The sequence below is a fragment of the Brevundimonas sp. genome (assembly GCF_013912005.1).
Taxonomy (GTDB): Bacteria; Pseudomonadota; Alphaproteobacteria; order Caulobacterales; family Caulobacteraceae; genus Brevundimonas.
On record NZ_JACESB010000004.1, the window covers coordinates 162,735 to 174,665 of the forward strand.

General features: G+C 70.2%; 13 protein-coding genes and 2 riboswitches. Of the genes, 8 read left to right on the forward strand and 5 right to left on the reverse strand.

Translation table 11 applies throughout. The features are described from left to right. The first annotated feature begins 26 nt into the window (after positions 1–26). The 8 genes from H2038_RS05035 (at position 27) to H2038_RS05070 (ending at position 8,877) form a co-directional block, all read left to right on the forward strand. Positions 27–683 carry a Tat pathway signal sequence domain protein gene (locus H2038_RS05035; protein WP_292109881.1) on the forward strand — a complete coding sequence of 219 codons (657 nt, stop codon included), beginning with the start codon at positions 27–29 and terminating at the stop codon, positions 681–683. Next, positions 683–2,485, forward strand: a complete 1,803-nt coding sequence (argS, locus tag H2038_RS05040; protein WP_292109884.1) for an arginine--tRNA ligase — start codon at positions 683–685, stop codon at positions 2,483–2,485. The genes H2038_RS05035 and argS overlap by 1 nt, the downstream gene beginning before the upstream one ends. A 29-nt stretch (positions 2,486–2,514) precedes the next feature. Beyond that, the gene (locus tag H2038_RS05045) at positions 2,515–3,525 is read left to right on the forward strand and encodes an adenosine deaminase (protein ID WP_292109887.1); all 1,011 of its coding nucleotides are present in this window, start codon (positions 2,515–2,517) and stop codon (positions 3,523–3,525) included. Between the two features lie 61 nt (positions 3,526–3,586). Continuing rightward, positions 3,587–3,684, forward strand: a riboswitch (glycine riboswitch). 3 nt (positions 3,685–3,687) lie between these two features. After that, a riboswitch (glycine riboswitch) is annotated at positions 3,688–3,774 on the forward strand. Positions 3,775–3,829: 55 nt separating this feature from the next. After that, a complete protein-coding gene (gene gcvT / locus H2038_RS05050) occupies positions 3,830–4,948 on the forward strand; it encodes a glycine cleavage system aminomethyltransferase GcvT (RefSeq protein ID WP_292109891.1) in 1,119 nt (372 codons plus the stop codon). A gap of 20 nt (positions 4,949–4,968) precedes the next feature. After that, positions 4,969–5,334: a glycine cleavage system protein GcvH gene (gene gcvH / locus H2038_RS05055; RefSeq protein ID WP_292109893.1), complete on the forward strand. Its 366-nt coding sequence runs from the start codon at positions 4,969–4,971 to the stop codon at positions 5,332–5,334. Positions 5,335–5,359: 25 nt separating this feature from the next. Beyond that, on the forward strand, positions 5,360–6,700 hold the full coding sequence (gene gcvPA, locus H2038_RS05060; protein ID WP_292109895.1) for an aminomethyl-transferring glycine dehydrogenase subunit GcvPA: 1,341 nt from the start codon (positions 5,360–5,362) through the stop codon (positions 6,698–6,700). Then, the gene (gene gcvPB, locus H2038_RS05065) at positions 6,700–8,277 is read left to right on the forward strand and encodes an aminomethyl-transferring glycine dehydrogenase subunit GcvPB (RefSeq protein ID WP_292109897.1); all 1,578 of its coding nucleotides are present in this window, start codon (positions 6,700–6,702) and stop codon (positions 8,275–8,277) included. The genes gcvPA and gcvPB overlap by 1 nt, the downstream gene beginning before the upstream one ends. A 111-nt stretch (positions 8,278–8,388) precedes the next feature. Beyond that, positions 8,389–8,877: a DUF6789 family protein gene (locus H2038_RS05070; RefSeq protein WP_292109899.1), complete on the forward strand. Its 489-nt coding sequence runs from the start codon at positions 8,389–8,391 to the stop codon at positions 8,875–8,877. A gap of 60 nt (positions 8,878–8,937) precedes the next feature. Here H2038_RS05070 and H2038_RS05075 read toward each other — a convergent pair whose 3' ends face one another. The 5 genes from H2038_RS05075 to H2038_RS05095 all read right to left on the reverse strand — a co-directional run bounded on the left by H2038_RS05075 (position 8,938) and on the right by H2038_RS05095 (position 11,533). Then, the gene (locus H2038_RS05075) at positions 8,938–9,450 is read right to left on the reverse strand and encodes a F0F1 ATP synthase subunit B (protein WP_292109902.1); all 513 of its coding nucleotides are present in this window, start codon (positions 9,448–9,450) and stop codon (positions 8,938–8,940) included. After that, positions 9,450–10,043: a hypothetical protein gene (locus H2038_RS05080; RefSeq protein WP_292109904.1), complete on the reverse strand. Its 594-nt coding sequence runs from the start codon at positions 10,041–10,043 to the stop codon at positions 9,450–9,452. The genes H2038_RS05075 and H2038_RS05080 overlap by 1 nt, the downstream gene beginning before the upstream one ends. Positions 10,044–10,114: 71 nt before the next feature. Beyond that, a complete protein-coding gene (locus H2038_RS05085) occupies positions 10,115–10,339 on the reverse strand; it encodes a F0F1 ATP synthase subunit C (protein WP_056619394.1) in 225 nt (74 codons plus the stop codon). 53 nt (positions 10,340–10,392) lie between these two features. Further along, positions 10,393–11,166: a F0F1 ATP synthase subunit A gene (locus H2038_RS05090; RefSeq protein WP_292109907.1), complete on the reverse strand. Its 774-nt coding sequence runs from the start codon at positions 11,164–11,166 to the stop codon at positions 10,393–10,395. A gap of 7 nt (positions 11,167–11,173) precedes the next feature. Beyond that, entirely contained in the window at positions 11,174–11,533 is a 360-nt protein-coding gene (locus H2038_RS05095) for an AtpZ/AtpI family protein (RefSeq protein WP_292109910.1), read from the reverse strand. Positions 11,534–11,931: the final 398 nt, after the last annotated feature.

Sequence of the window (11,931 nt, forward strand, 5' to 3'; positions counted from 1 at the left end):
CGCCTCCCGTTCCGGAATCCAGCCGAATGCGTCTCGTCGCCCTTGCCTTCTCCGCCGCGGCCCTCTTCTCGGCCGACGTCGCCTCCGCCCAGGTCCCGGGCCAGAGCGGACGGCCCGAGGGGGGCCGCAGTCCGGGGGGGCAGCAGGAAGAGCAGAGCCGGCAGGACCGGACGCCGCGCATCGCGCCGCTGCGGCGCCGGGCCGCGGACGGGCCGTGCCCCTATGTGAAGATTCTCTACGACGCTGCGCGCTACGTCGAGCTGGGCGGCGACCGCGTGTCCGCCTCCAACGTCGGCTACACCGGCGAGATCGAGGGTCTGGTCTCGGACTGCGCCTACCGCGGCGACGACCCGATCACCTTGCAGACGCGGGTGCTGTTCAACCTCGGGCGCGGGCCGCTGGCCGAGGGGAACGGCCGCACCTATCGCTACTGGATCGCCGTCACCGAGCGGAACCGGGCGGTGCTGGACAAGGTCTATTTCGACCTGCCGGTGACCTTCGAGGGCGATGAGCGGACGACCACCGTCACCCAGGACCAGACCATCGTGATCCCGCGCGCCAGCAACACCGTCAGCGGCGACAATTTCGAGATCCTGGTCGGCTTCGAGGTCACGCCCGAAATGGCGGAGTTCAACCGCTCCGGCAGCCGCTTCCGGATCAACGCAGGCGCACAGGCCGACTGATGGCCGACCTCAGAACGGACCTGGGCGAAGCGGTCGCAGCCGCCTTCGCCGCCGAAGGCGTGGATCCGAGGCTGGCCCGCGTCACCGCCTCCGACCGGCCCGACCTGGCCGACTTCCAGTCCAACGGCGCCCTCGCCGCCGCCAAGGCCCTGAAGCAGAACCCGCGCGAACTGGCGGCGAAGGTGGCGGCCAGGCTGGAGGCGGATGCGCGCCTCGCCTCGGTCGAGGTCGCCGGTCCGGGCTTCATCAATCTCAAGGTCGCCGACGAAGCGCTGGCCGCGCGGGCGGCGGACGTCGCGGGCGACGCCGCGCACGCCGGCGCCGCCATGGTCGACGCGCCGCGCAAGGTGGTGATCGACTACGCCGGCCCGAACGTGGCGAAGCCGATGCACGTCGGACACCTGCGCTCCTCGATCATCGGCGAGAGCCTGAAGCGGCTGTTCCGCTTCCGCGGCGACACGGTCTGGGGCGACGCCCACTTCGGCGACTGGGGTTTCCAGATGGGCCTGCTGATCGTCGCCGTCGGCGACGAGGGCCGCGCCGACGCCTTCCTCGCCGACGGCGACGGGCCCTTCCCGGCCGACAGCCCGGTGACGCTGGAGGACCTCGAGCGCCTCTATCCGGCCGCCGCCGCCAGGGCCAAGGAAGACCCCGCCTTCCGCGACCGCGCCCGCAAGGCGACGGCCGAGCTGCAGGCCGGCCGCCCCGGCTACCGGGCCCTGTGGCGGCACTTCGTGGCCGTCAGCCGCACGGCGCTGGAACGCGAGTTCGGCGCGCTGGGCGTGACCTTCGACCTGTGGAACGGCGAGAGCGACGCCGACCCGCTGATGCCCGAGATGATCGCCCATCTGGAGGCGACCGGCCTGCTGGTCGAGGACGACGGCGCGCGGGTGGTCCACGTCGCCCGCCCCGGGGAGACGCGCAAGAAGAAGCTGGCCGACGGCTCGGTGATCGAGGCGCCCAGCCCGCCGCCGCTGCTGGTGATCTCCTCGGAGGGGTCGGCGATGTACGGCACCACCGACCTGGCCACCATCCTCGACCGCCGCAAGTCGCTCGACCCGGACCTGATCCTCTACGTCGTCGACGAGCGCCAGGCCGAGCATTTCGAGCAGGTGTTCCGCGCCAGCTACCTGGCCGGCTACGCCGGGGAGGGCTCGCTGGAGCACCTCGGCTTCGGCACCATGAACGGTCCGGACGGCAAGCCCTTCAAGACCCGCGCCGGGGGCGTGCTCAAGCTGCACGACCTGATCACCATGGCGAAGGACAAGGCCCGCGAACGCCTGCACGAGGCGAAGCTGGGCGAGGATCTGCCCGCCGGGGAGTTCGAGGACATCGCCCACAAGGTGGCGGTGGCGGCGCTCAAGTTCGCCGACCTGTCGAACAGCCGGACGACCAGCTACGTCTTCGACCTCGACCGCTTCATGAGCTTCGAGGGCAAGACCGGGCCGTACCTGCTGTACCAGGCGGTGCGGATCAAATCCCTGCTGCGCAAGGCGGCGGACCAGGGTGCGGAACCCGGCCCTGTCGCCATCGCCGAACCGGCCGAGCGCGACCTGGCCCTGACGCTGGACGCCTTCTCGCAGGCGGCGGCCGAGGCCTATGAGAAGCGGATGCCGCACGTGATCGCCGAGCACGCGTACCGGCTGGCCCAGAGCTTCTCGAAATTCTACGCCGCCTGCCCGGTGCTGGCGGCGCCGGACCTGGCGGTGCGCGGCTCGCGCCTGGCGCTGGCGAAGGCGACGCTGGACCAGCTCGTGATCGCGCTCGACCTGCTGGGCATCGACACGCCGGAGCGGATGTAGGTTAAACTCTCTCTCCGGAGGGAGCCGTCATGTCCGATCTCGACAGCTACATCGCAGGCCTGCCCAAGGCCGAGCTGCACCTGCACATCGAAGGCTCGCTCGAGCCCGAGCAGATGTTCGAGTTCGCCCGCCGCAACCGGGTGTCCATCCCGTTCGACAGCGTCGAGGCGGTGCGCGCCGCCTACGACTTCTCGAACCTGCAGGACTTCCTCGACATCTACTACGCCGGGGCCAACGTCCTGCTGACCGAGGAGGACTTCCACGACCTCGCGTTCGCCTACTTCCGCCGCGCTGCGGCCGATGCGGTGCGGCACGCCGAGATCTTCTTCGACCCCCAGACCCACACCGACCGCGGCGTTCCGTTCGGCGTGGTCGCCGAGGGCCTGCTGGCCGGGATGAAGCGGGCGGAGCGGGAGCTGGGCGTCACCTCGAAACTGATCCTCTGCTTCCTCCGCCACCTCGACGAGCATGCCGCCTTCGAGACGCTGCGCCAGGCCGAGCCGTGGCTGGACCGGATCGAAGGCGTCGGCCTCGACTCCTCCGAGGTCGGGCACCCGCCGTCGAAATTCCAGCGGGTGTTCGAGCGCGCCGGCCAGATGGGGCTGAAGCGGGTGGCCCACGCCGGCGAGGAAGGGCCGCCGGAGTATGTGCGCGAGGCGCTGGACCTGCTGCACATCGATCGCATGGACCACGGCAACCGCTCGATGGAGGACGAGGCGCTGATCGAGCGGCTGGCGGCGTCGCAGATGACCCTGACGGTCTGTCCGCTGTCGAACCTGAAGCTGTGCGTGGTGAAGGATCTGAAGGACCACCCGGTCCCGGAGATGCTGCGCCGCGGCCTGCACGTGACGCTGAACTCGGACGATCCGGCCTATTTCGGCGGCTATGTGAACGACAACTATCGGCAGCTGGCGGCGGCGGTGGGGCTGACGCGGGAGCAGCTGACGCGGCTGGCGCGGAACAGCTTCGAGGGGTCGTTCCTGGCGCCGGCGGAGAAGGCGGCCCGCATCGCAGAGGTGGAGGCCTGGGCGGCCGGGTGAGGTCGCGGGCCGTCGGTCGCCGTTCCGCTTGACTTGGCCCTTGAGTCGGGGCCTAGGTCGCGACGCTCTCGCGGGAGAGATCGGGGCCTTTCCGGAGGCTTCGGAGCCGAAGGCGCAACCGCCCCGGAAACGCTCAGGCAAAAGGACCGCGGGGCGCACGGACGCTGGAAAGTCGCTCTCCGGAGCGCGCCGACGGAGCAAGGTCGCCGGGCCCCCGGCGGCCGGAATCTCTCAGGCTTCAGGACAGCGGGGGCGCGAGGACGGCGGAGCTTTCCGCCCCGGCACGCGACTCTGAAGGCCTGACATGACCGACGAAACCCTGAAGACCACCCCTCTCAACGCCGCGCACCGGGCGTTGGGCGCCCGCATGGTCGGCTTCGGCGGCTATGACATGCCGGTGCAGTACGAGGGCGTTCTGGCCGAGCATCGCTGGACCCGCGAGCACGCCGGCCTGTTCGACGTCTCGCACATGGGCCAGTGCAAGATCACCGGCCCCGACGCCGTCGCGCAGTTCGAGCGCTTCGTGCCGGGCGACTACCAGATCCTCAAGGCGGGCAAGCAGAAGTACTCGCTGCTGCTGAACGCCGAGGGCGGCGTCATGGATGACCTGATGGCCGGCAAGCCCGACCACGACGGCCTCTATGTCGTGGTCAACGCCGGCAACAAGGACGCCGACTTCGCCCACCTGAAGGCCAGCCTGTCCGGCGACGCGACCCTGACGATCCTCGACGACCGCGCCCTGCTGGCCATCCAGGGGCCGGAGGCCGCGGAGGTCATGGCCGCCCACGAGCCGGTGCTGGCCGAGTTCGGCTTCATGGACTGCGCGCGGCTGATGCTGTTCGGGGTCGACTGCTACGTCTCGCGCTCGGGCTACACCGGCGAGGACGGCTACGAGATCTCGGTCCCGGCGGCCGAGGCGGAGCGGATCTGGAACGAGATCCTGAAGGACGCCCGGGTCAAGCCGATCGGCCTCGGCGCCCGCGACAGCCTGCGGCTGGAGGCCGGCCTGCCCCTGCACGGGCACGACATCGACGCCACCACCAGCCCGGTCGAGGCGGCGCTGACCTTCGCCCTGTCAAAGTCGCGCAAGGAGCGCGCCGACTTCCCGGGCGCCGACCGCGTGCTCCGGGAGCTGTCCGACGGTCCCGCCCGCGTCCGCGTCGGCCTGCACGTCAAGGAAGGCGCGCCCGCCCGCGAGGGCGCGGAGATCGCCGATGCGGACGGCGCCGTCGTCGGCAAGGTCACCTCGGGCGGCCCCTCCCCGACCCTCGGCAGGAACATCGCCATGGGCTACGTCCCCCCGGCCCTCGCCGAGCTGGGCACGGAGCTGAAGGTCATCGTCCGCGGCAAGGCCGCCGCCGCCGAGGTGGTCGCCCTGCCCTTCGTCGCTTCCCGCTACTATCGCAAACCCAAGGCCGCCTGACGGCTTTCCGGAGAACTGAGATGCGCTTCACCAAGGATCACGAGTGGGTTCGCCTCGAGGGCGACGTCGCCACCGTCGGCATCACCAGGCACGCCGCCGAGGCGCTCGGCGATGTGGTGTTCGTCGAGACCCCGGACGCCGGCAAGTCGGTGTCGAAGGGCGACAGCTTCGCCGTGGTCGAGAGCGTCAAGGCGGCCTCGGACGTCTACGCCCCGGTCTCGGGCGAGGTGGTCGAGGGCAACGCCGCCCTGGCCAACGCTCCGGAAACCGTCAACGCCGATCCCGAGGGCGAGGGCTGGTTCGCGAAGATCCGGGTGTCCGACGCCTCGCAGCTGGACGAGCTGATGGATCGCGCCGCCTACGACCAGTACCTGACGACCCTCTAGACCCCTCGCACGGACCCTCCCCGCCATGCGCTACCTGCCGCTCACGCCCGACGACCGCTCCGCCATGCTGGCGGCGATCGGCGCCAAGTCGATCGACGACCTCTTCGTGGACGTGCCCGCGGCGGCGCGGCGGGAGGGCTTTGTCGACCTGCCCCGCGTGGCCGGGGAGCTGGAGGTCGAGCGCGCGCTCGGCGCCATGGCGGGGAAGAACGTCGCCGCCGGCTCGGTCCCCTTCTTCTGCGGCGCCGGGGCCTACAAGCACCATGTGCCGGCCACGGTGGACCACGTGATCCAGCGGTCGGAGTTCCTGACCAGCTACACGCCCTACCAGCCGGAGATCGCCCAGGGCACGCTGCAGTACCTGTACGAGTTCCAGACCCAGGTCGCGAACCTGACCGGCATGCCGGTGGCCAACGCCAGCCTCTACGATGGGTCAACGGCGATGGCCGAGGGCGTGCTGATGGCGACCCGGGTCACCCGCCGCAACAAGGCGGTGATCTCGGGCGGGGTGCATCCGCACTATGTCGCCGCGACCGAGACCGTGGTGCACGCCGTCGGCGTCGAGACCCAGGTGCTGCCCGCGGCCGTGGACGCCGAGGCGGAGGTGATCGGCCAGATCGGGCCGGACACCGCCTGCGTGGTGGTCCAGACCCCGAACGTGTTCGGCACGGCCACCGACGTGACGAAAATCGCCGAGGCCGCCCACGCCGCCGGCGCCCTGCTGATCGTGGTGGTCACCGAGGCGGTGTCGATGGGCCTGCTGAAGTCGCCGGGCGAGATGGGGGCCGACATCGTCGCCGCCGAGGGCCAGTCGATCGGCAACGCCCTGAACTTCGGCGGCCCCTACGTCGGCCTGTTCGCCTGCCGTGAGAAGCTGATCCGGCAGATGCCGGGCCGGCTGACCGGAGAGACGGTCGACGCCGACGGCGAGCGCGGCTTCGTCCTGACCCTGTCGACGCGCGAACAGCACATCCGCCGCGACAAGGCGACCTCCAACATCTGCACCAACTCCGGCCTGTGCACCCTGGCCTTCACCATCCACCTCAGCCTGCTGGGCGAGACGGGCCTGCGGCGGCTGGCGCTGCTGAACCATGAGGCGGCGGTGAAGACCCGCGACGCCCTCGCGACGCTGCCGGGGGTCGAGGTGCTGACGCCGCGCTTCTTCAACGAGTTCGCGGTCCGTCTGCCGAAGCCGGCGGCGGAGGTCGTCGAGCGGCTGGCGGAACGGCGCATCCTCGCCGGCGTGCCCTACGGCCGCCTCGCCCCGGCGGCGGGCATGGACGACGTCCTGCTGGTCGCCGCCACCGAGATCACCACGGACGCGGACATCGCGGCCCTGAAGTCCGCCCTGGCGGAGGTCCTGTAATGAGCACCATGAACACCGTCGGCCGCCCGACCACGCCCAACGCCGTGGACCATGACTACAAGCACCCGACCCTGACCGGCGGCCGCGGCCTGCTGCAGGACGAGCACCTGATCTTCGAGAGCGACGGCTGGGGCAAGACCGGCGTCGATCTGCCGGCGCCGAAGGGCGACGCCTCCGACCTGGGCGATCTCGTGCGCCGCGATCCGATCGGCCTGCCGGGCCTCTCGGAACCCGAGACGATGCGGCACTATGTGCGGCTGTCGCAGAAGAACCACGCCATCGACCTGGCCATCTATCCGCTGGGCTCGTGCACGATGAAGCACAACCCGCGCCTGAACGAGAAGATGGCGCGCCTGCCCGGCTTCTCGGACATCCACCCGCTGCAGCCGCAGTCGACGGTGCAGGGGGCGCTGGAGCTGATGGACCAGCTGGCCCACTGGCTGAAGACCCTCACCGGCATGCCGGCGGTGGCCCTGTCGCCCAAGGCGGGGGCCCACGGCGAGCTGTGCGGCCTTATGGCCATTCGCGCCGCCCACGAGGCGAAGGGCGAGCACGCGCAGCGCCGCAAGGTGCTGGTGCCGACCTCGGCCCACGGCACCAACCCGGCCACCGCCGCCTTCGTCGGCTATTCGGTGGTCGAGGTGGCCCAGACCGAGGACGGCCGGGTCGACGTGGCCGATCTGGCGTCCAAGCTGGGGCCGGACGTGGCGGCCATCATGGTCACCAATCCGAACACCTGCGGCCTGTTCGAGCGCGACATCCTCGAGATCAGCCGGCTGACGCACGAGGCCGGGGCGTATTTCTACTGCGACGGGGCGAACTTCAACGCCATCGTCGGGCGGGTGCGGCCGGGCGACCTGGGCGTCGACGCCATGCACATCAACCTGCACAAGACCTTCTCCACGCCGCACGGCGGCGGCGGGCCGGGCGCGGGTCCGGTGGTGCTGTCGGAGGCCCTGGCCCCGTTCGCGCCGGCCCCCTGGGTGGTCAGCGACGGCGAGGGCTTCCGGCTGGAGGAGTTCGCCGAGGGCGAGGCGACGCAGGCCTTCGGCCGGCTGTGCGCCTTCCACGGCCAGATGGGCATGTACGTCCGGGCCCTGAGCTACATGATGAGCCACGGTTCGGACGGGCTGAGGCAGGTGGCCGAGGACGCGGTGCTGAACGCCAACTACGTCAAGGCGCGGCTGCAGGACCTGATGAGCCCGGCCTTCCCGGAAGGGCCGTGCATGCACGAGGCCCTGTTCGACGACGAGTGGCTGAAGGGCACGGAGGTGACCACCCTCGACTTCGCCAAGGCGATGATCGACGAGGGCTTCCACCCGATGACCATGTACTTCCCGCTGGTCGTGCACGGGGCGATGCTGATCGAGCCGACCGAGACGGAGTCGAAGCAGGAGCTGGACCGCTTCATCGAGGCGATGCGCGCCCTGGCCCAGGCGGCGAAGGCGGGCGAGGTGGAGCGCTTCAAGGGCGCGCCCTTCCACGCCCCGCTGCGGCGTCTGGACGAGACCCGGGCGGCGCGCTCCCCGGTGCTGCGCTGGACGGCGCCGGAAGGCTCGAACATCGCCGCCGAATAGGCTTCGCACCTGCGAAGCACGGTGATTTGAACGCCGTTCGCCCCCAGAGGCGTATGCTTTGGTCTGCGGAGTCAGAACCACAAGCATGCGTTGGGAGGCGCATCGGTCATGATGTCACGCGTACAAAAGGGTCTGGTGGCCGGCCTTGCGGCCACCCTCGCCGTTTCGGTCCTCGAAGTCGCCAACCTCACGCTCGGTCCCTGGGCGGTGAGTTTCCCGCGGCTGATGTCGGTCATGCTGCAGACGCCGGACACCATCGCGGTGGGCTGGGCGGCGCACTTCCTGGTCGGAACGCTGGTGCTCGGCCCCCTGTTCGGGGTGATCTGCCCGAAGCTGCCGACGGACACGCCCGAGACCAAGGGCATCCTGTTCGCCGTCGGGGCCTTCGTGCTGATGGGCCTGACCGTCGCGCCGCTCGCCGGCGTGGTGGGCGAGCGGCCGGTCGGGGTGTTCTTCATGCTGGCGGGGTTCGGCACCTTCGCCTGGATGATCGTCACCCACGCCGTCTACGGCATCGTGCTCGGCAACGTCTATGCGCGGCTGGTCGAGCGGGAGCGGCGGCGTGAGCGGGACGTGATCCACGGCGCCCCGGCGCACTGACGGAAAAGGCCCCGCCGGCGGCAGCCGACGGGGCCTTGGTCTTCCTCCGGCGGGGCCGGATCAGTTCAGCCGCGGGCCGAGCTGGGCGATGGCGGCGTCGAGCAGCGGATCGGTCTTCTGGCCGGCGAGGCGCGCGGTCAGGATCTGTTCGGCGGCGCGGGCGGCGAGGTCGGCGGCCGCGGCCTTGACCTCGGCCGAAGCCTGGGCCTCGGCCTGGGCGATGCGGCGCTCGGCCAGCTGCTGGCGACGGGCCAGAGCCTCCTCCAGCTTCACCTTCGACTCTTCCTCGAGGCGACAGGCGTCGGCCTCGGCGGCCTTCAGCATCTCGGCGGCCTGGGCCTCGGCCTCGGCCTTCTCCTGACGGATCTGGGCCAGCAGGGCCTCGGCCTCGGCGCGCAGACGGGCGGCCTCGTCGAGCTCGGCCTGGATCTTGGCGGCCTTGGCGTCGAGGGCGCCGCCGACCAGCTTCGGCACGCCGGCGACGGCGACGATGACGAAGAAGGCGATCAGGCCGATCGCGACCCACAGCTCGGCGTTGGCCAGGTCGTAGAGGTGGGGGTTGAAGAATTCCATCAGGCGGCGCCCTTCACGGCGGCGGCGGCTTCGCCCGCAGTCGGGGCCTTGCCGGTGAGACGTTCGACGATGGCCGCGGCGGTGTCCGAGGCGATGGTCGAGACATTGGACATGGCGGCGTCGCGGGTCGCCGCGATGGCGGTCTCGGCCTCGGCGATGCGGGCGGCGACGGACGCCTCCTCCGCGGCGGCGCGGGCGTTGGCCTCCTCCGTCACGCGGGCCTTGGCGGCGGCCGCGGTGGCGCGCGAGGCGGCGCGGGCCTCCTCGACCTCGCGCTTGGCGGCCTCGGCCTGCCCGGCCGCTTCGGCCTGGACCTGACGGGCGGCTTCGATCGCGGTCGAGATGGTCGTGGCCCGCTCGTCGAAGACCCGCCGCATGCGCGGCGCGAAGACGCGGGAGATCAGGAAGTAGAGAACGACGAACAGGAAGACCAGGTAGACGATCTGGCCGAACCAGTGCTGGAACTCGAACTGCGGCAGGCCGCCGGACTCGTGTTCTCCGCCGTGGGCGGCCTCGGTCGTGGCGTGCGTGTCCTCGACCGCGACCGGCGAGGTCGCGTCTTCGGGCAGAACGGGTTGGGCTTGAGCGGTCATCGGTCGCCTGGTCGTGAAACTGGAAAAGCGTCAGCCGGCGGCGCGGACCCGCCGCGCCGCCGAAAGGACGATCACGAGATCCAGATCAGGATGCCCATGACGAAGGCCAGGATGCCGAGGGCTTCGGCCAGGGCCGCGCCGACGAACAGGTTGCCGATCTGCGAGCCGGCGGCCGACGGGTTGCGCAGGGCGCCCGCCAGGAACTGGCCGAAGATGTTGCCGACGCCGATGCCGGCGCCGATCATGCCGCACATCGCGATGCCGGCGCCGATGAGCTTGGCGGCTTGAGGATCCATGGTCTTAAGTCCTGTTTATCGAGGTTGGGTGGGGAGACGAACTGGTCCGGCCCTTAGTGGGCGTGGTCCAGGTTGACCACATCGTTGAGGTAGATGCAGGTCAGAACGGCGAAGACGAAGGCCTGGAGGAAGGCCACGAGGAACTCGAGGGCGGTCAGGCCGATCGTCATGCCCATGGCGAGCGGGAAGATCAGCAGGCCGAACCAGCCGGCGGCGCCGACCACGGCGGTCGCCACGAACCCGGCGAACACCTTCAGAGCGATGTGGCCGCCCATCATGTTGCCGAACAGACGCAGGGTCAGGGTGATCGGGCGCAGCAGGAAGGAGAAGAACTCGATCAGGCCCACGACCGGACGCATGACCAGCGGCGCGCCGGTCGGCCAGAACAGCTTCAGGAAGCCGGCGCCGTTCTTGACGATGCCGATGATGACCACCAGCCCGAAGGTGATGAGGCCGAAGGTGGCGGTCACGGCCAGCTGCGAGGTGGCGGTGAAGCTGAGGAACATGCCCAGCAGGTTCATCCCGAGGATGAACAGGAAGATGGTGAAGACGAACGGGAAGTACTTCTTGCCCTCGTGACCGATGATCGAGTTCGTCATCCCGTCGATCATGCCGAACAGGGTCTCGCCCACGGCCTGGAGACGACCGGGAACGACCTTCGCGCCCGAGGTGACCAGGAACAGGAAGCCGACCACCGCGACGAAGGCGATGGTCATCGCCAGATGCGAATTGGTGAAGGCCAGGTCCACCGTGCCGACGACCGGCAGGGTGACGTCGGGCAGGTCGACGATCTTCTGGACCTGGAACTGGTGTAGCGGATCGGCCATCGGTCGATCAGGCTCCTTCGTCTTCGTCGTCAAAGGGAACCGACGTCGGCTCCCCATACTTGTTGGCCTCGGCCATCAGGCGCTGCGCCGTGCGCCACGCCATCCACACCGATACGGCGAAGCCCAGCAGGACGCCGCCGATGAGTCCGACCGGCGAGGCGCCGGTGAAGTAGTCAAACACCCAGCCGAGCGCGAGACCGACGAAGACGCCGCCGAGGAGATCGGCGATGATCTTCCAGGCCTGGCTGGCCGCCGCATGACCCGCCATCTCCTGGGAGATTCGCGGGGTCGTGCGCGTCTCCAGGTCGGATGCGCTCTTCGTGAGACGAGCGATCGCCTCTTCGCGCGATTCCGGTGGCAGGGACATGGCGGCCTCAGCGCCCCGACACGAATGCCGAGGGGGGTCTGAATTCGGCGCGGAACCTATAGGCGGGACCCCCGCAGGTCAAGGCGGCGTGATCCTGCTCTAGCCTGTTGAAAAAACGCACGATTGTTTCACCTCCTGGCGGGCGTGGCGAACGGTCGCTGCCGCGGGCGCAAGGATTCGCGCAGGACGGTTCGTCCTCCGGCGGCGATCCGCCGGAGGGTGGGAAGGGTGCGGGGCGCCGGGCCTCGCCCGGTCTGTGGGATGAGTTACCGTTTCGACGAAGCTGACGCCCCGCGCAGCCGTTGTGCGCGCGCTCTCCGGCTGGCGGCCCTGACATTCGAGCCTTGCCGGATCTCCGCCGGGACCGTTGCCGGGCCCGACGCGGGGCGGACATGACG

What these genes read in the sequence shown, in the direction of transcription:
- gcvPA (WP_292109895.1), top strand. Translation starts at nt 5,360, where the DNA reads ATGCGCTACCTGCCGCTCACGCCCGACGACCGCTCCGCCATGCTGGCG.
- H2038_RS05035 (WP_292109881.1), top strand. Translation starts at nt 27, where the DNA reads ATGCGTCTCGTCGCCCTTGCCTTCTCCGCCGCGGCCCTCTTCTCGGCC.
- gcvPB (WP_292109897.1), top strand. Translation starts at nt 6,700, where the DNA reads ATGAGCACCATGAACACCGTCGGCCGCCCGACCACGCCCAACGCCGTG.
- argS (WP_292109884.1), top strand. Translation starts at nt 683, where the DNA reads ATGGCCGACCTCAGAACGGACCTGGGCGAAGCGGTCGCAGCCGCCTTC.
- H2038_RS05070 (WP_292109899.1), top strand. Translation starts at nt 8,389, where the DNA reads ATGTCACGCGTACAAAAGGGTCTGGTGGCCGGCCTTGCGGCCACCCTC.
- H2038_RS05085 (WP_056619394.1), bottom strand. Translation starts at nt 10,339, where the DNA reads ATGGATCCTCAAGCCGCCAAGCTCATCGGCGCCGGCATCGCGATGTGC.
- gcvT (WP_292109891.1), top strand. Translation starts at nt 3,830, where the DNA reads ATGACCGACGAAACCCTGAAGACCACCCCTCTCAACGCCGCGCACCGG.
- H2038_RS05095 (WP_292109910.1), bottom strand. Translation starts at nt 11,533, where the DNA reads ATGTCCCTGCCACCGGAATCGCGCGAAGAGGCGATCGCTCGTCTCACG.
- H2038_RS05080 (WP_292109904.1), bottom strand. Translation starts at nt 10,043, where the DNA reads ATGACCGCTCAAGCCCAACCCGTTCTGCCCGAAGACGCGACCTCGCCG.
- gcvH (WP_292109893.1), top strand. Translation starts at nt 4,969, where the DNA reads ATGCGCTTCACCAAGGATCACGAGTGGGTTCGCCTCGAGGGCGACGTC.
- H2038_RS05075 (WP_292109902.1), bottom strand. Translation starts at nt 9,450, where the DNA reads ATGGAATTCTTCAACCCCCACCTCTACGACCTGGCCAACGCCGAGCTG.
- H2038_RS05045 (WP_292109887.1), top strand. Translation starts at nt 2,515, where the DNA reads ATGTCCGATCTCGACAGCTACATCGCAGGCCTGCCCAAGGCCGAGCTG.
- H2038_RS05090 (WP_292109907.1), bottom strand. Translation starts at nt 11,166, where the DNA reads ATGGCCGATCCGCTACACCAGTTCCAGGTCCAGAAGATCGTCGACCTG.